This window comes from Alishewanella sp. d11 (assembly GCF_049390205.1).
GTDB lineage: Bacteria > Pseudomonadota > Gammaproteobacteria > Enterobacterales > Alteromonadaceae > Alishewanella.
In genome coordinates this window covers 3,126,166-3,146,879 of the sequence record NZ_CP186547.1, presented here as the reverse complement: position 1 = coordinate 3,146,879, position 20,714 = coordinate 3,126,166, and the positions used below count along the sequence as shown (strand labels likewise).

Annotated in this window: 12 protein-coding genes; 2 read left to right on the top strand and 10 right to left on the bottom strand. The window is 44.4% G+C overall.

Features of this window, described 5'->3' with window-relative positions; genetic code table 11:
- Positions 1–9: 9 nt before the first annotated feature.
- Complete coding sequence (locus ACO1PK_RS14265) at positions 10–1,032, bottom strand: isoaspartyl peptidase/L-asparaginase family protein (protein WP_423186273.1); 1,023 nt, start codon at positions 1,030–1,032, stop codon at positions 10–12.
- A gap of 381 nt (positions 1,033–1,413) precedes the next feature.
- Here ACO1PK_RS14265 and ggt point away from each other — a divergent pair, with 381 nt between their 5' ends.
- Entirely contained in the window at positions 1,414–3,036 is a 1,623-nt protein-coding gene (ggt, locus tag ACO1PK_RS14260; RefSeq protein WP_423186272.1) for a gamma-glutamyltransferase, read from the top strand.
- 68 nt (positions 3,037–3,104) lie between these two features.
- On the top strand, positions 3,105–4,154 hold the full coding sequence (locus ACO1PK_RS14255) for a polyhydroxybutyrate depolymerase (RefSeq protein ID WP_423186271.1): 1,050 nt from the start codon (positions 3,105–3,107) through the stop codon (positions 4,152–4,154).
- A 21-nt stretch (positions 4,155–4,175) separates the two neighbouring features.
- On the opposite strand, the gene ACO1PK_RS14250 is transcribed toward ACO1PK_RS14255, so the two are convergent.
- The 9 genes from ACO1PK_RS14250 to ACO1PK_RS14210 form a co-directional block, all read right to left on the bottom strand.
- On the bottom strand, positions 4,176–5,402 hold the full coding sequence (locus ACO1PK_RS14250) for a class I SAM-dependent methyltransferase (protein ID WP_423186270.1): 1,227 nt from the start codon (positions 5,400–5,402) through the stop codon (positions 4,176–4,178).
- Positions 5,403–5,413: 11 nt separating this feature from the next.
- Complete coding sequence (gene cls / locus ACO1PK_RS14245; RefSeq protein WP_423186269.1) at positions 5,414–6,919, bottom strand: cardiolipin synthase; 1,506 nt, start codon at positions 6,917–6,919, stop codon at positions 5,414–5,416.
- Positions 6,920–6,946: 27 nt separating this feature from the next.
- Complete coding sequence (locus tag ACO1PK_RS14240; protein ID WP_423186268.1) at positions 6,947–7,462, bottom strand: cell division protein ZapC domain-containing protein; 516 nt, start codon at positions 7,460–7,462, stop codon at positions 6,947–6,949.
- A gap of 100 nt (positions 7,463–7,562) precedes the next feature.
- Positions 7,563–8,573: a quinone-dependent dihydroorotate dehydrogenase gene (gene pyrD, locus ACO1PK_RS14235; protein ID WP_423186267.1), complete on the bottom strand. Its 1,011-nt coding sequence runs from the start codon at positions 8,571–8,573 to the stop codon at positions 7,563–7,565.
- Between the two features lie 128 nt (positions 8,574–8,701).
- Complete coding sequence (locus tag ACO1PK_RS14230) at positions 8,702–13,528, bottom strand: NAD-glutamate dehydrogenase (RefSeq protein ID WP_423186266.1); 4,827 nt, start codon at positions 13,526–13,528, stop codon at positions 8,702–8,704.
- Positions 13,529–13,792: 264 nt separating this feature from the next.
- Positions 13,793–16,111: an efflux RND transporter permease subunit gene (locus ACO1PK_RS14225; RefSeq protein WP_423186265.1), complete on the bottom strand. Its 2,319-nt coding sequence runs from the start codon at positions 16,109–16,111 to the stop codon at positions 13,793–13,795.
- A 1-nt stretch (position 16,112) separates the two neighbouring features.
- Positions 16,113–17,162, bottom strand: a complete 1,050-nt coding sequence (locus ACO1PK_RS14220) for a WD40/YVTN/BNR-like repeat-containing protein (protein WP_423186264.1) — start codon at positions 17,160–17,162, stop codon at positions 16,113–16,115.
- A 91-nt stretch (positions 17,163–17,253) separates the two neighbouring features.
- Positions 17,254–18,618 carry a DUF1329 domain-containing protein gene (locus ACO1PK_RS14215; RefSeq protein ID WP_423188224.1) on the bottom strand — a complete coding sequence of 455 codons (1,365 nt, stop codon included), beginning with the start codon at positions 18,616–18,618 and terminating at the stop codon, positions 17,254–17,256.
- 13 nt (positions 18,619–18,631) lie between these two features.
- Positions 18,632–20,710, bottom strand: coding sequence for a DUF1302 domain-containing protein (locus ACO1PK_RS14210; protein ID WP_423186263.1), 2,079 nt, complete (start codon positions 20,708–20,710; stop codon positions 18,632–18,634).
- Positions 20,711–20,714 lie beyond the last annotated feature (4 nt).

Genomic DNA, 20,714 nt, shown 5'->3' with positions numbered 1-20,714 from the left:
TTTAGCAGACTAGTTTTGATTTTTATCACTAAAAATCTCTACTTTTAATGGGGTTTGACTGCCACGCTTAGCCCGATACATACCCTCAGTATTAAAGGCCCAACTTAACTGCCCTGCCGCATCCACCACAATCACCCCACCCGTGCCGCCGACGGTTGCCAGTTCAGCGATAACTTCCGTGGCGGCCTCTGCGGCGGTTTTACCTTGGTACTTTACTCTGGCACAAATATCGCTGGCGACCTGATAACGAATAAAATACTCGCCATGCCCCGTAGCGGATACGGCACAACTGCTATTATCCGCAAAATTACCCGCACCAATCACCGGCGCATCGCCGATACGGCCATAACGCTTGGCGGTCATACCACCGGTTGAGGTTGCCGCTGCTAAATTACCCGAGCGATCGATGGCCACCGCTCCCACAGTCCCCATACGCCAGTTTGGTTCAAACGGCAGGCTTGCCTGATGAGGTTGTGGCGCTAACGCCTGTCTAGCACGTTGTAACGCCTCAAAACGAAACTCCGTATTGTAATACGTATTGGGTACGCGGGCTAAATTAAGGGTATCGGCAAAGGCTTCAGCGCCAGCGCCCGCTAACATGACATGCTCAGATTGTTCCATTACGGCTCTTGCCAATAAAATCGGATTTTTAATGGTGGTTACCCCTGCCACGGCGCCGGCATTACGATCTTGTCCTTGCATAATAGAAGCATCAAGCTCATGCGTTGCATCAAAGGTATATACCGCCCCTTTACCGGCGTTAAACAAGGGAGAGTCTTCCAACACCATAACGGCTCGAGTTACCGCATCCAAGCTACTGCCGCCTTGTTCTAGCACCGCATAACCTTGGGTTATAGCCTCAGTTAGAGCGGCTTCATAAGCTTGTTGTTGCGATGCAGTCATCTTTGCTTGATTAATAGTACCGGCACCACCATGGATAGCGATTCCTATCGGCTTGTCAGCCAGCACCATTTGGGGAAAAGCTAATGCTGCGAAAGCTGATAAGATACTGGCTAAGGCGATTTTTTTCATATATTTCATCCTGTTTGCGACGCGTAATGATTGAACCTTTGTACGCGATTAGCGCATCTGAAGCAACGCTAGTAAACGACTGATCCGTTAGTTAACGTGTTTCTTGCGTTAGATCAAAAGCCTTATATTTTATCGCACTACACTAGGGCCTGTTGTTATACGTGCTTTGCAACAGCGTTAACCTGACGCTTTGGCGCCCTCTCTGTGGCGCCTTTTTTTATAGGTGAATTTTTATAGGCAGCATGCCTGCTAAATGCTATGTTTCTGTCTGATAGTTGACGATTTTCTCGCCTTGGAGAATGCTTAATGCCCTGCTGTGATTTACGCGCTTTCACTATACTATGTGTATTGGTATTGTCCTTTACCCCAAACGCGCAAAGCATGACTAAAAACCCGCCACCACAAACACCAGCAACCGCAGGCGCCGTTGCCAGTCCAGATCGCTATGGTGCAGAAGTCGCAGCGGCTATCTTGCAACAAGGCGGTAACGCGGTAGATGCCGCGGTTGCTACGGCTTTTGCTTTAGCTGTAACCTACCCTGAAGCTGGCAATATTGGTGGCGGGGGCTTTATGACCTTGTGGTTTAATAACAAGGCTTACTTTTTAGATTATCGAGAGATTGCGCCAGCCAAAGCCCACCGCGAGATGTATTTAAATCAGGAAGGAGAAGTGATTAATGAGCTCAGCCTGATTGGGCATTTAGCATCAGGCGTGCCAGGTACTGTGATGGGGTTATGGCAAGCACATCAACAATTCGGTACTAAAAGCTGGGCTGAGTTAATTGCACCGGCAATTCGACTGGCAGAAGACGGTTATCTGGTTCCAGACAAAACCTATCTCTACGATCGCAATGTATTTGGCCGTTTTGCCGGTAAAACCAATTTTGCGGAATATTTCGCTGCGCTGCAGCCAGGTAATATCTTTAAACAACCGCAGCTAGCCGCCACACTCAAACGGATAGCCGCTAAAGGCCCTACTGACTTCTACGAAGGCGAAACCGCACAGCTAATTTTAGCTGAAATGACTCGCGGCCAGGGGCTAATCACAGCAGAAGATCTTCGAAATTATCAAGCCGTGTGGCGCAATCCGCTAATAACAAATTATCGAGATATGCAGCTAATTACAGTAGCTCCTCCCAGCTCAGGTGGCATAGCCCTTAATCAATTCTTAGCATTAAAAGAACATAACCGTGAGCATTTTGACGGCCTCAAGCATAACTCCGCGCAATATGTCCACTTAATTGCTGAGATAGCAAAACGGGTATTCGCTGATCGCGCAGATTATTTAGGCGATCCAGATTTTACAGCAGTCCCGCAGCAGCAATTACTCGCCCCAGATTACTTAGCCAGACGGGCGCAAGAGATTAATCCTAAGGCCATTTCTGCCACGGCGATGATAAAACCAGGGCTGGAGTCAGAACAAACGACGCATTTTTCCATTGTGGATAAAGCTGGCAATGCCGTATCCAACACCTACACGCTCAATTTAGATTATGGCAGTGGCGTAGTGGTCAGCGGCGCTGGCTTTTTACTGAATAACGAGATGGATGATTTTTCCGCCAAGGCCGGCGTACCCAATGCTTTTGGCGTTATTGGCAATGATGCCAACGCGATCGCTCCAGGTAAACGCATGCTGTCCTCGATGACGCCAACTATCCTATTAAAAGCTGGCAAGTTGGAGCTGGTGATCGGCACACCGGGGGGATCCACTATTTTCAGCAGCATTTTCCAAGTTATCAATAATTTATATGATTTCAACATGACAGCGCAACAAGCTGTGGCCGCACCCCGTTTTCATCATCAGTTATTACCACAGGATCAAATTCGCATTGAGCCTTACCACGCCTTAACTACAGAGGTACAACAACATTTACAACAAATGGGCTATCAAATACATATGCCCGATTGGAATTTAGGTGATATCCAACTGATTAAAATGGAAGCAGGTCAAGCTATTCCAGCCAGTGATCCGCGAGGTCGAGGTGTGGCACTGCGGGTGGATTAAGCTATCAAGCAGCTTAGTACTAAAGCCTTATTGCGCCAGCGCCTTATCTTAAGGATAGTAGTTTCACCTTGTCTAAGCATGAATATTCACTAATGGATTTACAAGCCAACCGTATCATTACACACCTGATTCGCCATGCTGTTTTAATAAGCATGGCGGTTAGCTGCAGCCCAGTCTTCAGTCAAATTGATCATGATACCAAACCACTACCTGCGCTTAATCTTGCGCAACCCATTACCCTGTCAGGACTGTCTTCTGGTGCTTATATGGCAGGACAATATCATCAGGCTTTTGCCGAGGAGGTGATTGGCGTCGCCATGATTGCGGCAGGTCCGGTGTATTGTGCTCAAAATAACTTTCAACACGCTTTAACGCATTGCTTGGCTAATCCTCAGGCTAAACCTAATTTAGCCGAGATTGAACAAACGCTAACAGCACTGCGTGGCCAAGGCTTACTGGCACCAGTTAGTGCTCTCGCCAAGAGCAGAGTGTGGATCTTTAGCGGCAGTGCCGACCAAACCGTTTCCAGTGAGGTCAGTGCGGCGCTCGCGGCACAATATGCCAACTGGATTGAGCCGGAGCAGTTAATGTTTGTCAACGAATATGCTTTTGCACATCACTTCCCGACAGCTTTACCCGATTTAACAGCTTGTGATCGTTCAGAGCCGCCCTTTTTGGCGAGCTGTAATTTTGATGCCGCAGGCAAATTACTTAGTCATTTACTCAATACAACGCTGACAGCAGCTACATCACTCAGTGGTCAGTTATATCGAATTAATCAACACCAGCTGGCGCCAGCAAGCAAGGGACAATTAGCTGAATTGGGTTATGCCTATATTCCCGCCAGCTGTCAGCAAGGAGCCGCTTGTCAATTACATGTTAGCTTTCATGGCTGTCGGCAAGATGCCAGCCAAGTCGGCGAAGCCTATGTCACTAACACCGGTTTAAACCACTATGCTGATGCAAATCAGTTAGTCATTCTGTACCCGCAGATCACCCCAAGTCCATTTAATCCCTTAGGCTGTTGGGATTGGTGGGGTTACAGCGGTGCTAACTACTTAAGTAAGACGGGCGCGCAGTTGCAGGCGGTCAAACAGTTGATTGATGCGCTTCGCTAAAAGCTCAACATTCGCAGCGGTTTAACCCGCTGCTGATTCGAGCAATAATTGCTCTAAACAATGTTCTTGAATACCATAAAACAGCTTTAATGCTTGGATCTGCTGTAATACAGCCGTGTTATCTTTCGGTTTGGCTCGCCGCACCGCTAAAATCATTTTATTTTTACTAGTATGCTCTAAAGAAATAAATTCAAACACTTTGGTATCGTAACCATTCGCTTCCAGCAACAGTGCTCTTAAGCTATCGGTCAACATCTCTGCCTCTTGCCCTAAATGGATGCCATGTTGCAACATCGGCGCCAGCACGGCAGGCAACTGTACCTGAGGCCGAATTTGCTTATGGCAACACGGCGAACACATAATAATTTCAGCCCCTGTTCGAATACCCATATGCAACGCGTAATCTGTCGCGGTATCACAGGCATGCAAGGCCACCATGACGTTGATCCCCCGAGCTTTGAAATGCTTCACATCGCCTTGTTCAAATTGGATCCCAGCTAACTGCAAATTGCTCGCGGTTTGGTTACATAAATCGACCAGATGCTGGCGCAGTTCAACCCCCGTAACATTAACAGCTAGACCCAAGCTATGATTAAAATAATCATGCATGGCAAAGGTTAAATATGCCTTGCCTGAACCAAAATCTGCCACATGTAATTGTTCACGCGTCGCTAAACCGGTTTCTTTCACTGCATTGGCGAGGATTTCAATAAATTTATTAATCTGCTTCCATTTATTCGACATAGCAGGAATGATTTGCTGTTGTTGATCAGTTATGCCCAATGCCGTTAAAAAAGGCCGCGTTTGTTCAACAAAGCGTTGTTTTTGTCGATTATGAGCATTCACAGCTGGCGTAGCTGGCTTACTCGCATCGGCTTGGTTGGTGATTTTTTTGGCGTTTAACAAGAACCTACCTTTCTTGCTTTGACTTAACTGAACGGTTTGATTTTCACTTTGTAAGTTAGCCTGTAGAAAATCATGCTCTAGCAAACATAAGATTACCGGCTGCGCTTCTGTCACGGTTAAGTTCTTAGTGATATGATTGGTTTTATACTGATATAAAAATTTTAACTGCCAAACTCCTTTTAAAAGCACAGGGCTGATCTCCAACCGCTGTAATGCAGTTTCAGCCCCTTGGTACTTACTTAAAATCAGTTTTTGTAATTGCTGCGTTAAAAGCGCCTGCTCTAACAATGTCACAAATTGCTGAAAACTGGCTTGCTGCAAGTTTGGCTTAATAGCAGCCATTTGACTCTCTCCTAAAGTATCGGTGCCATTAAATGGGCACCACGCGCTATCGCTCTTTGCCACCAATAACGTGCTTTAAGTTCTGAACGACTCATCATCCGAGAATGTGAAAAATCAGCTAAGAACTGTTGCTCTAGCTGCTTATTCATTGCTTCATCAAGCATGAGTGCCGTTATTTCAAAGTTTAAACGAAAAGAACGGTTATCCAAATTGACAGTTCCCACGGCACTTAAGCGCTCATCAACCAGAAAACTTTTAGCATGCAAAAAACCTTTATGGTATCGATAGATTTTTACACCGGCATCTAATAACGGACCAATAAAGGCATAAGCCGCTTGTGTGACTAACAGATTATCTGTTTGCTCGGGGATTAACACACGAACATCAACTCCCCGCAACGCCGCAAGCTTTAACGCTGCTAGCGTGCCTTCGTCTGGCACAAAATAAGGACTAGCAATCCAAATTCGCTGCGCCGCCGTGTGCAAGGCATGCTGCATCATTAAACTGGCCGTTTCAAAACGATCGGCTGGCCCAGACGGCAAAATAAGAATAGGTATATTACCTTGCTCTGCGGCCTGCACCTGCCAATGAAGTGCAGGGATCGTTTCAGTACTCCAATACCAATCTTCAACAAAGGATAATTGTAAAGCCAATACGGCTGGCCCGCTCAGTTTCAGATGGGTATCACGCCAAGCACCGTAACGAGGATCTTCACCTAAGTATTCATCACCGACATTAAGTCCCCCTAACCAACCGGTGTAGCCATCGGTAATCACAATTTTGCGATGATTACGAAAATTTAGCTGAAAGCGGTTACCAGGTCCTTTTGTAGAGTGAAAAGGCCGTACTCTTACCCCTGCAGACGCCAGTGCTGAGGTATAACGATGTGGTAGCCGATAGCTACCAATTTCATCATACAAAAAATAAACCGCCACACCTTGTTGCGCTTTCTGTATTAATAATTGCTGTAACTGACGGCCGAGATTATCGTCTCTAACAATATAAAACTGTACCAAAACATAGTCTTTCGCTGCCGCAATACCCGCAAAAATACTGGCAAAGGTCGCTTGTCCATCAATTAAGAGTTCAGCATTATTGCCAGTTAAAAACGGCATCTTCGCTAATCGCTCAACCGCCTGCAGGCTGCCTCTTTCTCGTTCCGTATGTAAAATAAAAGGCTCTGCACCAGAAGCTTTTAGTTGGTGTTTAATAAATAAATCGCTGTCTGTTTCCTGCCTTGAGATCACATAGCCTTGAAAACGACTACGGCCAAAGATCCAGTAGGCAGGCACAGCGACATAGGGAAAGGTATTTAAAGACACGATCCAAGCGATACTGCCTTGAGCGGTTCGTGAAGACATCAAGGCATCTAAAGAGGAAAATAAACCTGATAAATGAAACATAGCCAGTAACAACAACAGCAAACGCCGTTTTTTACTGGGGCCAACGACAACGCCCGAGGCCAGAAGACCAGACTTAGCAAAAGCTTGCTGCAATAGGCGGCGAACTCTTAGCATTTCAAAAACAATACAAAGGCAGTGTAACTAAGCACTGCGTGCCAAATCGATATCCACTTCCAATAGCTGCGCTCTATTCCGTAATACACGAATAACCGCATTTTTCGCTAGTAATTTACCTGCTAAGGTTTCACCAGAGGCTAATAGCAGACATTCTATGCATTCAAGATCAGAAGCAACGACTAATGCCGTTAGCTGATCATTACCTTGTAACTGAACTAACTGATACGCCCCGATATCTTGTTGACGTTGGGTAGCGAAATACCAGCTTTTGTGCGCGGTAAGCTGACGAAAACGATTGGCAAGCGCGTGAAAGCAGAATTCCAAACATTCAGCATCATTAGCAATCAAAGGCTGCAAAACGTCTTGGATACGCCAAAAAGTTTCAGCTTCCGCAATCGAAAAAGGCTGATTAAGCACTTTTTCATTAAGCATTGCCCCAGTTAGCTCAGAAGTAAACTGCACCGTATCATCAAGGTTAAGTACAAGACGATCTTTAATTGGGCAATACTGCCATGTCCATTGCTCCGACGGTATCAACATCTTACTTGCTATTCTCCTTTGAGCTAACAACGTGTGATTAATATAAGCACTATAGCATGCTGCTCATATTTTAAAAGCTGATTAGTAGTAAATCTCTCTGTTATAAGCTATTTACAATAGATGTAATCAGTTTGGGGCCATGATAAATAAAGCCTGTATACACTTGCAGTAAATCCGCACCGGCAGCAAGTTTTGCCTGCGCTGAAGCACTGTCATTGATGCCACCTACGCCAATAATGGGTAAATCAGGACCTACAGCCAGACGCAGCTGTTTAATCACTTCAGTACTTTTTTGTTGTACTGGAAGTCCACTTAGGCCGCCCGCTTCCTCTGCATGTTGCTGACCAGCTACCCGACTTCTGTCAAGGGTGGTATTGGTGGCAATCACGCCATCCATTTTGCTACTCATAAGCGAATCGGCAACTTGTTCAATGGCAATCTGATCCATATCTGGGGCAATTTTCACAAAAACCGGCACATATTTATCGTATTTGGCTTCCAGCTCTAGCTGTTCATTTTTTACTGAATTTAATAAATCTAATAACGCGGCACCAAACTGTAAATCTCTTAGCCCTGGTGTATTAGGAGAAGAAATATTCACCGTAATATAACTGGCGTAAGGGTAAACTTTACGCATGCAATGGATATAATCGTCTTTACCTTGTTCGTTTGGGGTATCTTTATTTTTACCAATATTAATACCTAACACCCCTTTAAACTGGCTATGCTTTACATTGTTTACTAAATAATCGACACCCTTGTTATTAAAACCCATCCGATTAATCAGAGCTTCTGACTGCGGCAGTCTAAACATGCGGGGTTTATCGTTACCCGCTTGCGGTCTGGGTGTAACAGTACCGACTTCAATAAAACCAAACCCCATTTGCGCGAAAGCACGAATACAATCGGCATTTTTGTCCAAGCCTGCCGCTAAACCAAGCGGATTTGGAAAGGTAATGCCAGCGATAGTCTTGGGCTTACTAACCAAAGGCTCACGCCATAACAGAGCGGCTGGGGTATTAGCCAAATGTTTTAAACTGGCTAAAGCAAAATCATGCGAGCGCTCAGCATCACAATTGAAAAGAACATTTCTGGCTAATGAATAAAACATGGCAGACCTTAAAATAAAATACCCCAAAACTCCGCTGGAAAGAGGTTACAGCACCATGCACTGTAACCTGTATCCCACACGGTTGTCACTTGGGGTATTGTAATAAGTTTAAGCTAAAAACAACAGCATCAAACAGATTGGCTTAACAACATAAGTTCACGCATCGCCACAGAAAACTTCGCAAACTCGTGGCTTTGTGTTGTTTTAAACTCCGCCAGCATTAAACGCCAACGCTCTACTAAACTATGATGTTGCTCCAACCAATTGTTGATAATGTCATCGGCCACGCAAACATTACCACAACTTTTCACTACCACGGCCGTTAAACCACGCTGTTGCCAATCCAACTCTTCGCGATAAGAGGCGCGAGCTAAAGCTTGCCAATGGTTAGCTACAGGTTGACGCGTAATTTGCTCTAGGAACCAATGCAGTTCAAGCTTGTCACCTAACTTAAAGTAAATCTCAGCAACCATAGCTAACGGCGTTTTATGACTGTCTGCAACCTGAGCAATATCCATCACTGAGAATACGGTACTCAGTTGACTTAAGTAAACCGCCACAGCTGCAGGGATGCCTTGCTCAACTAAGGTATTGCTCTTTTCAGTCAATTCCTGCATTTCACGTTCAGCAACGTACTTTTCCAGATCACGGCAAATTTCAACATAAGCCGGTTTAAAGAAAGCAACTGTTTGCTCAATATTTAACGTTCTGTCGCGGTGACGCACAAACCAACGCGTTGCCCGGCGCATAGTGCGACGCAGTTGGAATAACACACGACTTTGCAGTGCGGCTGGGATCTGATTATCGAGTTGTTCCAGCTGTTCCCAGTAATGCTCGACATCAAACAATTCACGTACAACCGCATAACAAATGGCAACTTCTGCGGCATTGGCGCCGGTTTCTTCAAACATGCGCTGCACAAAATTCGGTCCCATCTCGTTTACCAGCATATTCGCCAATTTAGTGGCAATTATTTCGGCTTTTAACGGGTGCTGGCTGATCTCATTGCTAAATTTCTTTTGTAATACCGTGGGGAAGGCTCCCGTCAATAACTGCTGGAAATAGCTATTATCAGAGACGTCTGCCGTCACTAAACGCTCTTTTAATACCATTTTTCCGTAGGCGGTTAAAATAGCCAGCTCAGGTCGAGTTAAGCCCATGTTCTTAGCCATACGATCAGCGAGTTCATCGTCAGAAGGTAAAAACTCTAACTCACGATTCAACTTACCGTCTTTTTCTAATGCATGGATAAAGCGGGTGTATTCCTTAATTTGCTCCGAACCCAATAAGGAAGACAAACTAATGCTTTGTGTTTGGCGATAACAATCTTCAATAACAATCTCGGCTACGTCATCTGTCATATCATTTAGCAGTTTATTACGCTGCTTCAATGTCAAGTCGCCGCCAGTAACCAAGGCGTTCAACAAGATTTTGATATTAACTTCATTATCCGAACAGGTTACCCCACCGACGTTATCCACAAAATCGGTATTCAGTCGACCACCGTTAGCGGCATACTCAATACGACCACGTTGCGTGGCACCAAGGTTACCCCCTTCACCAAAGATTTTTGCGCCTAATTCACGCCCATTTACGCGCAGCGCTTCTGAACCACGATCGCCGACTTCAGCATGACTTTCGTTGCTACCTTTAACATAAGTCCCGATACCACCGTTCCATAATAAGTCTACCGGCATCATTAAGGCTTCACGAATTAATTCATTCGGTGTCATTGACGACTTGCTGGTTCCAAGCATTTCTTTCATTTGTGGACTTAGCTTAATCGACTTGGCTGAGCGCGCGAAGATCCCACCACCCTCTGAAATTAAGGATTTATCATAATCATCCCAAGTAGAGGTGGGTAAATTAAACAAACGCTCACGCTCTGGATAGGAACGTGCAGCATCTGGGTTAGGATCTACAAAGATGTGTAAGTGGTTAAAAGCAACTTGTAAACGGATATGCTTAGACAGTAGCATACCGTTACCAAATACATCACCGGCCATATCACCAATACCAACGCAGGTAAAATCGGTAGTTTGGCAATCAATACCGATTTCGCGGAAGTGCCGCTTCACCGACTCCCAACCACCACGTGCAGTAATACCCATTTTCTTGTGGTCATAACCGTTTGAACCACCAGAAGCAAAGGCATCACCCAACCAGAAGTTATACTCTTCTGAAATGCCATTGGAAATATCAGAGAAGGTTGCAGTACCTTTGTCGGCTGCAACCACTAAATAGGGATCATCTTCATCTAAGCGCACAACATCCGTCGGCGGTACGATAGCACCTTGTACGATATTATCTGTAACGTCTAATAAACCACGGATAAAGGTACGGTAGCAGGCTTTACCTTCATTAATAAAGGCTTCGCGCCCACCGGTTTCTGGCAGCTTTTTACAAACAAAACCGCCTTTCGCACCAGAAGGTACAATCACGGTATTTTTAACTTGCTGGGCTTTGACTAAGCCTAAAACTTCTGTTCGGAAATCTTCACGGCGATCAGACCAACGTAAGCCACCGCGCGCTACTTTACCAAACCGCAAGTGAACACCCTCGACACGCGGTGAATAAACGAATATTTCGAACATTGGCATCGGCAACGGCATTTCAGGGATTAAATTAGGTTTAATCTTGAATGAAATATATGGCTTATCGCTGCCATCTGCAGCCTTTTGATAAAAGTTCGTGCGCACCGTCGCGTTAATCATATCAACAAAACGACGAATGATCCGATCATCATCAAGGTTCGCCACATTTTCAAGCTGTGCAGCAATTTGCTCTTCAAGCTTTTCAATAGACTTTGCCGTAGCGCGCGATTTCGGCGCAAACTTCATACTAAACAGTTGAACTAACAGCGCTGCTAAAGTTGCATAACGAGCAAAGGTATTTTCGACATAGCTCTGGCTAAAGGTACTACCGATCTGGCGCTTATATTTAGCATAAGCGCGTAAAATGGACACTTCACGACCGGTTAAACCAGCACCTAAAATTAAACGGTTAAAGCCATCATCTTCTAGTTGACCTAACCACACCTTAGTTAAGGAGTCTTGGAAGCCTTGTTGGGCAACCACAAAGTCAGCAGGTAGCTCACCGGTTAGCTCCATAGTGAAATTCAAAATCCAGCTTACTGAGCCACTTGGGCACTTCACCGCATAAGGTGTTTCACCAATAACCCGTAAACCAAAGTTTTCCAGCATCGGCAGTACGTCAGATAGATGGATTGGGTGGTCTTTATGGAAAAGATTTAACCGAACAGCTTTGCTGTCTTTGCCTTCTTCTTGCGGGCGATAAAACAGCATTTCTAACTTATGCTCTTCATTTAACGCTTCTAACTTACCGATATCGACCAAAGCATCACTTGGCAACATATCTTCTTTGTAAGCGCGCGGAAACGCATTCACATATTTACGGCTTAAATCACGACCACGCGCTTCACCATAAATGCCGATTAACGCACTCTCCAGTTTATCTTCCCAGGTACGAGCCGCTTCAACCAGATTCTTTTCAATGTCTTTCACGTTATACTCAACTTGGCTATCGTTGATACGCACCAGATAATGGGTGCGCGCCAACACAGATTCAGAGAAATAGGTAGTAAATTCAACAGGCTCTGTTGCGCCAAGAGCCTGAGCTAAAAGGGCTTGAGTGTCTTTGCGAAGCTGAGTGTTGTAACGCTCACGAGGCACATACACCATTGCTGTGACAAAGCGTCCAAAAGTATCTTCACGAATAAACAGCCGAGTCATATCACGTTCCTGCATCTGCAGTACGCCCATACTTACATCAAGTAATTCATCTACATTAGCCTGAATCAACTCATCTCTTGGGTAAGTTTCGAGAATATTCAATAAAGCTTTATAAGCATGGGTGCCTTCTGCAAACTCAGAGCGGTTCATTACCTGTTGCAGCTTACTTTTTAGCAGTGGAATGTCTGCTGCGCTGTTGTTATATAAACTGGCCGAGTACAAACCAATAAAGCGATCTTCACCAATCACTTTTCCGCTCTTATCAAACCGTTTAATCCCGATATAGTCAATGTAAGCGGGACGGTGAACGCGCGATTTATTATTTGTTTTAGTCAAGATTAGCAAGGAGTTACTTAATGCTTGGATACGACCGCGTTCCGGCAACTCAGACAACATCAGATCCCGAGGCTCAGAGCGGCGCATTAAACCAAGGGCACTGTCTTTTTGAGCAACGATCTGATAATCGCCTTTTACCGGGTTAATGTCGTAACTGCGATAACCGAGTAAGGTGAAATTATCTTTAACCAGCCAATTAAGGAAATCCGTTACTTCAGCGATATCTTCTTTACTGGCTTTGCCTGCCGTTTTAGGAAGTGACTGGATAACATCTAACAGTTTTTGACGCGCTGGCTGCCAATCTTGCACCGCTAAGGACACATCCTCCATCACAGAGAGCAATTCGGCTTTTAACGCCTCAATTGCGCTAGCGTCTGTCATCCGGTCAATTTCAATATGAAAAACCGTTTGTTGATTGGTTGCATCACTTAAACGACCTAATTTGGCAAAATCTAGAATATTGCCTTTTTCGTCGCGCTTTGTCTGCAACGGATAGTGCAATAATAAATGCGCAGTTATGTTGTGACGGGTTAGTGCAATCCGCACCGAGTCGACAAGAAAGGGCATATCCTGCACAACTATTTCAACAATAGTATGTTTCGACTCCCAACCGTGCCGAGCGATCTCCGGATTAAACACTCTGATCCGCGCAGCAGGCTCTGCATGCTGGTTAAAGGTTTGCCATAAACTTAATGCCGCCCCATAAAGATCGCTGTCATTTCGACCAACAAGATCTTCATTAGAAATATTTCCATATAGAGTATGAGCAAATTTTTCAACCAATGGCATTTGTTCTTTTACTTTTTGCTTGATTAACTTGCTGACGTTCTGTAGTAAAACTGAGGTAAGACCATCTATCTTTGTCATTATTGCATCCTTTTATCAATCACTGCTAAACACAGGATCCACAAAATGTAGAGGGGATGTTGCAGCTGCGCAGTGTAGTAATTATTGTAGCGCTTTTGAAGCGATATTTCTGGCTTTTATGCTGGTTATACCAGTGGTTATTAGGCTTGATTTGCCTGAATATTCAGGCCTCATAAATAGAAAATGGCCAAACGGCCATTTTCTATTCTTTTCTATGCATAAATATGATGAAAAAAAATTTTGGTAATTTTACAAAAAATTACGTTAATTATTTTTTCGCCAGAAAAAACTGGCCAGCGCAGGTAATACGACTATCGCGCCCAACATGTTGACGATAAACATAAAGGTCAACAGAATGCCCATATCAACTTGGAACTTCAGCGCTGAAAACACCCATGTACTGACACCAATCGCTAAAGTAATACCGGTGAAAAGCACAGCACTGCCCCGCTCTTTTAATGCTTCAAAATAGGCTTGACGAATTGGCATACCCTCACGTAACTGTTGACTCATAGTCGATAAAATATAAATACCGTAATCAACACCAATGCCCACACCCAAAGCGATTACCGGTAAGGTAGATACCGTTAACCCTATTTCCAATTTAGTCATCAAGGCAGTAGCTAAAACCGATACCACATACAAAGGAATCACCACTGCTGCTGTAGCTCTGACTGAGCGGAAGCTGAGTAAACATAACACAATAACAGCAGAGTACACATACCACATCATGGGTTGCTGCGCAGCACTTACTGCTTCATTCGTCGCGGCCATCACACCAGCAGGTCCTGTTGCTAATGCAAAGGTGGTATGTTCATCACCTAACTCAGCGCCATATTGCTTAACCGCAGCGACAACACGCTCAATAGTTTCCGCTTTATGATCTTCTAAAAACAGCATAACAGGCATTACAGAACAATCTGCGTTTAATAAACCGGTGCTCGTTTCTACCCGAGAGGAAGCTTGAACCAAGCTTTGCGTATTGCGAGGCAACACTCGCCATTTTGGGTTGCCCTCATTGTAAGCTGCGTTAATCACTTTCGATACGGAGGAAAGTGATACCGCAGACTGTACGCCTGGCACGTTCTCCATCAACCACTGAAATTGATCAATACGATCCATAATATCATGGCTGGTACAAGCGCTAGGAATGGTCTCTACCATCACGTTGATAAAATCTACCGAAATTGCGAAGCGTTCAGTAATTAATTTGGTATCAAGGTTATAACGTGAATCTTCATGTAATGCCGGCGCGCCCTCATGCAAATCCCCTATTTTCAGCTGCTGGCTTTGGATATAACCAACAGCAAACAAGGCTGCCGTAGCTAATAAAATAACAGTGGCATATTTGCGGGTAGCAAAAGCTGACAGCGCAAACCAAATTTTATCAGCTTTCACATTCGGAGCGGCAACACGCTGCTTATATTTGTCACTAAATTTGACATAAGACATCAATACCGGCAGTAATATTAAATTGGTTAAGATGATGACTGCCACACCTAAGCTGGCGGTAATGGCAAGCTCTCGAATAACACCAATTTCAATGATTAATAACGTTAAAAAGCCCACAGTATCAGAAAGTAAGGCCACACCACCTGGCACCAACAACTTGCGGAAACTGGTTTGTGCAGCGGTTTTAGCATCCATACCACCAGCAACCCTTTTGCCGGTTGAGTTAATCATTTGCACGCCATGACTCACGCCAATCGCAAAGACTAAAAACGGTACTAAAATCGACATAGGATCGATACCAAAACCTAATACCGTCAATAAGCCCATTTGCCAGATTACTGCAATTAACGAACAGGCAATTGGCAAGATAGTGAGCATCATGGAGCCAGAAAACAGGAATACCATGACTGTGGTAATAAGGATGGCAATACCAAAAAACAGCACGACCCCTTTGGCACCATCGGCAACATCACCAACCATTTTAGCGAAACCGATAATGTGCACACTTAATTGTTCAGTCTGGTACTTTGCCCGAATATCATTTTCAAGCGTGGCAGCAAAAGCAATGGTATCAATTGGCAGATTCGTTTCTGGATCAATCTCTAATAACGATGCCGTTATCATGGCACAGCTGTAATCATCTGAGACCATCCGACCAATCACACCGGCTTTTTCGGCATTTTCTTTAACCCGCGCCAGTCCCTGAGCATCAGCCTTAAAATCTGCGGGGATAACTGGGCCACCGGCAAAACCATCTTCTACGACTTCAATAAAGCGGGTACTTGGACTAAATAACGATTTAACTAATACTCTTTCTACCCCAGGGGTGAAAATCACATCATCATGTGCTCGACGAAAACTGTCAAAAAAACCCGCATTGAAAATATCCCCATTCGCATCACACATGGCAATCAGAATATTATTTGCGCCACCAAAGTCCTCTGCATGCTTAAGATAGGTTTGCATATATTCATGTTTAAGAGGAATATTCTTACTAAAAGCAGCATCAAGTTTAATATCCGTAGCTCGCCATAGTAAAACTAGCGTTGTAATAGCAAAAATAACCATAACCGCTAAGCGATGCCGGAACAGACTGTACTCAAATTTATTTACCAGCCAATTAATACTCATATTATTCAGACTTACCTATCGAAGTTGTTCTAACACCGCTTTCTGTCACCAGCAATAAGCGGTCTGCCAAGGGCAACACATTTAAGATCGCTCGACCATCGGCCTGCTCTAAGTACTGAAAGCTTTGACCATCATCAGTACTCCGTAATAAAGTGCCGGCATTACCTGTTACATATAACTGACCATTTACATCCTCGGCTATACTGCTTAAGGAAGCTGACACGGGTATTGTAATATTTTGCCAACTTAGACCATCATCAGTGCTGCGAAAAAGATTACCGCGTAAGCCTGCAACTAACAGAGTGTTTTGTTGTGTTCGATGCACATCAAAAAGCGAGCCATTATAAAAGGCTTCCAACCGTTGCCAGCTGTTACCCGCATCTTCACTTAAGGCAATAAAACCCGCTTCACCCACCATATAAATTTGTTGCCCATTTACCATTAAGCGATTGAAATGGGGTAACACAGATTCACGTTCTAATAAATACGCTTCTGGATCCATCTCGGCTAATTCTGCCAGATATTCCTGATCCTCTGCTGCAGCGAGAGATAAGTGAAAAGTCGACTGCCAATTTGCACCACCATCAGTGGTGGTGTAAAACATGCCATAAGCACCAACAGCAATACCTTGCTCACGGTTAAAAAAGTAAACATCCATCAAGGGTTTATCCATTGCAGGGATAAATTGTTGGATTTGCCAGTTTTGGCCGCCATCTTGGGTATGCAAGATGGTTGCATCATGTCCAACTGCCCAACCGTATTGCTCATCAATAAAATAAACTGCCGTCAGAAGTGATTGCACGGGTACCTTGACTTGTTGCCAGGTATTGCCCTCTGAACTGATCATGATTTGACCACGTTCACCGACAATGGCATAACCTTGATCAGCTACTGGAACGATATCAGTAAATAAAGCGCGTTCAGCTAAAGGAACCATAAATGCCGCTTTTGGTAAAACATCCAGGGGCTCAGCTATTTCAAGGCTAAGCACTGAACTGCTATGCGTCAGCAACAAGGTGGAAAGACATAAGGCAGAAAACTTGTAATACATTAGTTCGGCACACTCAAATTATTGTAGGGTTTAAACAATTCCTGACTAAAAAAAAGGCTGGCCAGACGCCAGCCTTGTAGCAGGTTAAAAATTAACGAGTACCCTCACGACGTAATGAAGCTGGTGTAAAATCGTTATCAGATAACGTTACTGAAAAGTCATACATCTTATCTTCATTATCCAAACCGATAGCAATATAACGGCGTGAATTTAGATCGTGATAAACCTCAAGGGTACTCCAATGGGTCGGCACTTCGTAGTAATTCAGACCATGAGCAACTGCAACACGATATAAATCACCACGGTTATCATATAAATCGGCTACGTGGATCTGCCAGCTATCTTCGTCAATAAAGAACACGCGTTTGCCATAAACGTGACGAGTGCCCTCTTTTAACGTTGCCTCAACGACCCAAACACGATGCTTTTCGTAACGAACGTGTTCTGGGTTAATATGACCAGGCATCAAAATATCAGAATACTTCAAACTATTGCTGTGCAATTTATAATCATTGTAAGCAATATACATTTCGCGTTTGCCTTTGAGCTCCCAATTATAGCGATCTGGAGAGCCGTTAAACATATCGAAGTCATCTGTGGTACGTAATCCATCAGATGCAGTACCTGGCGCATCATAGGCTACGTTTGGTGCACGACGCACACGACGTTGGCCAGTATTATAGGTCCATGCCTGACGCGGTGTAGCAACTTGATCCATGGTTTCATGCACTAACAAAGCTGTACCGGCTAGACGCGCTGGCGAAGTTACGCTTTGCTTAAAACGGAACAGAATGTTTTCAGCTTCTAACGCAGCAGGCGTGGCATCAGGATGTGAGTACTTAAACATAATTTGTTCATCAAAACCAATGATAGTATAAGCACCAGCAGCGGTTGGTGCTGCTTGACCACCATTACGGCTAGCAGCCACACCACGGTAACGCACTGTATGGTTCCAAATCGCCTCTAAACCATTACTTGGAATAGGGAATGGAATACCAATAGCCGCGTTACGCAGACCATTGCCGCCTTCGATTAACTCAGCCTCTGCAGCAATTTTCTTGGTCGCATCATAAAAATATTGCGGAAATGATGCACTGCGACGAGTTGGGTAAATATTCATTTTAAAAGTGTCAGGATACAAATCAAACAAGGCAATTTGACCTGGGCTCAGAAAGTTACGGTACTGATCAAGATTTGCTTTGGTGATGGTAAATAGAATCTTATCATCAGCAAACGGATTGGGATGATGATCACCAGGTGTATAGCCAGCAGGTGCAGCTTGAATGCCCCCGGTCCATTCTGGGATAGTGCCCGCCGCATTTCCAGCGCGTTCAGCACCAATTGGCGTTAAATCCTTACCTAAACGGGCTACTTGATCAGCAGGTAACTTAGCCAATGCATTACAACTGAACACCAGCGCAACAGCTGATGCTAACAGGGTGAGTTTTTTCATAATTCGTGCTCGTCCCTTAAATAGAGTATTTAATGTTGAAAGATATGAAATCACGGTCAGCGGTATTGTTAGTTGTGCCTACACCACCCCAGAACCAGTTATAACTAAGCTCTCCAGACCATTTGTTTAAGTAGTCAAAAGACACAGCATAAGATGCCGACTTACGATCTTCTACAAACATAAACAACGGATCGGGTGTGATACCATTAACATCGTGAGAAAATATCAACCGCTGCGATAAATTTACACCGGCAAAGACGTTATTGTAATCCGCTTTCGCTAAAATTCGATAACCCCAAGCTGATGCTGTTGGAAATGGATTCGTTTCTGCACCATTTGACAAGCCCGTGTGCAGACCTTGAGAGGGTCCATTGGCACCAATCAAAGGTGCACCACTACGATCCGTGTTTGGGCCATTTAAACGTAATACGTCTTGTGCAGGCATATTATTGATTCTTACCACACCTACCTCACCTAGCATAGTGAAGTTATCCGCGCCTAGACTAGGTCCAAACAAATGGGTAAACGTCATTTGTGCTTGAGCGGTGTTACGTAAAATGTAGCCTTGCGCGTAATCACCCGGCGTGGCTTTGGTACCGATAAAACGACCCACTTGAGAAATGCCAGCTAAATCGGGACGAATTCCAGCAATAGCAAGCTGCTCAGGCATACCAGCATAAAGAATCTCAACGTCATCAATTTGTAGAGGCTCATCCTGACGGAAAGAAAATTCACCCGCCACAGAGGTCGTACCTAAGTTGGTGTTAAAGCTAAGGCCATATAGTTTGATATCTTCAGGGTATTCTAAAATACCTTTGGAAAAGGCACGTAAGTTTTGAACATTATCCTTAGTCAAATTGCCTGCGTTTTGAACTAAATAACCAATGTCAGCTTGGATTGCAGGAGAACGGAAGTCTGAAGCAATACCCGAAATCACCGGCACACGGCTATGGTAATTCATATAATATACGCCGAACTCGGTTTCTCCAAGGTCTGCAGCAAAATACTCAAACTTAATACCGTATTGTCCGCCATCATCAGGTTTTAATTCGCCAGCATCGCCAAAGGGTCTTAACGCTACTTTAGTAGGGTAACCCAAATACATTTGTGCCGCTTGAGCAGGAGAAACTTGCCCAGCACCTACAGCAGAACCTAAAGCATTCAGATTAGCGAGTAAGTGGGCAAGATCGATATCTGGATTACCCGAAAAACCTAACTGAATATTCTGGGCAAAACCACCACGACCAGCGAAATCATTTGTCGAGAAATAGGTACCTGGCGGGGGTAAATAGCTCTCTTGCCAGGAGTATTGATAAAATAATTCCGTAGAAAGGTTTTCAGTTAAACCAATTGAAATTGTTGCCATGCCAGTTGGAATAAAGGCTTCTTTTAAATCCGCACCCGGAGCACGTAAAATACCAACGTCAACTGGCGTAATATTGATACCATGAGGGATAAAAGTACTCTCACCCCAGCTTAATACCTGATTACCCAAACGAACAGTAACCGGATTCATGCCATCATTAAAAGCAAAATTGCCGTAAATAAACGCATCTAATAAACGGATATCTTTACAAGCAAGTTCGCTAGAACGCTTATCTTCACAAGGATCGACTCTTTGACCACTTAACGGATTGCTGTAGGCGAATTTTCCATCATTTAATGCCGTGTCGTAAAAATACATAAATCGGCCGAAAAAGCCAATGTTGTCTTTGGTGACAGACACTTCATGTAAACCTTTAAACAGGCTACTAAACATATCACCACGATCAAAATTTAAATTACCTGCATCACCATTACTGGAGTAAGCACCAGGCTGCGCCCAAATGTCAGCAGATGGATAAATGATATTGTTAGTACCTGCATTGTATCCCGTCCAATTAAAACGAGGATGGTTTACTTTGGCTATAGTATCCCAGTTACGATCTTCTGCACGCCAACTGGCACCATAAGAAAATGTAGAATCGATCTCAACCTTAACATCGCCAAAGTCAAATGAAGCTGCCTGAGCAGGCACGTAAGCCAGCGCCAGCAATGCGGCAGTAACACCAGCAGCTAACGGGCTTATCGCAAAGCGGTTTGGCCTTTTATTCATGTTG

What these genes read in the sequence shown, in the direction of transcription:
- ACO1PK_RS14265 (WP_423186273.1), bottom strand. Translation starts at nt 1,032, where the DNA reads ATGAAAAAAATCGCCTTAGCCAGTATCTTATCAGCTTTCGCAGCATTA.
- ggt (WP_423186272.1), top strand. Translation starts at nt 1,414, where the DNA reads ATGACTAAAAACCCGCCACCACAAACACCAGCAACCGCAGGCGCCGTT.
- ACO1PK_RS14250 (WP_423186270.1), bottom strand. Translation starts at nt 5,402, where the DNA reads ATGGCTGCTATTAAGCCAAACTTGCAGCAAGCCAGTTTTCAGCAATTT.
- cls (WP_423186269.1), bottom strand. Translation starts at nt 6,919, where the DNA reads ATGCTAAGAGTTCGCCGCCTATTGCAGCAAGCTTTTGCTAAGTCTGGT.
- ACO1PK_RS14240 (WP_423186268.1), bottom strand. Translation starts at nt 7,462, where the DNA reads ATGTTGATACCGTCGGAGCAATGGACATGGCAGTATTGCCCAATTAAA.
- pyrD (WP_423186267.1), bottom strand. Translation starts at nt 8,573, where the DNA reads ATGTTTTATTCATTAGCCAGAAATGTTCTTTTCAATTGTGATGCTGAG.
- ACO1PK_RS14230 (WP_423186266.1), bottom strand. Translation starts at nt 13,528, where the DNA reads ATGACAAAGATAGATGGTCTTACCTCAGTTTTACTACAGAACGTCAGC.
- ACO1PK_RS14225 (WP_423186265.1), bottom strand. Translation starts at nt 16,111, where the DNA reads ATGAGTATTAATTGGCTGGTAAATAAATTTGAGTACAGTCTGTTCCGG.
- ACO1PK_RS14220 (WP_423186264.1), bottom strand. Translation starts at nt 17,162, where the DNA reads ATGTATTACAAGTTTTCTGCCTTATGTCTTTCCACCTTGTTGCTGACG.
- ACO1PK_RS14210 (WP_423186263.1), bottom strand. Translation starts at nt 20,710, where the DNA reads ATGAATAAAAGGCCAAACCGCTTTGCGATAAGCCCGTTAGCTGCTGGT.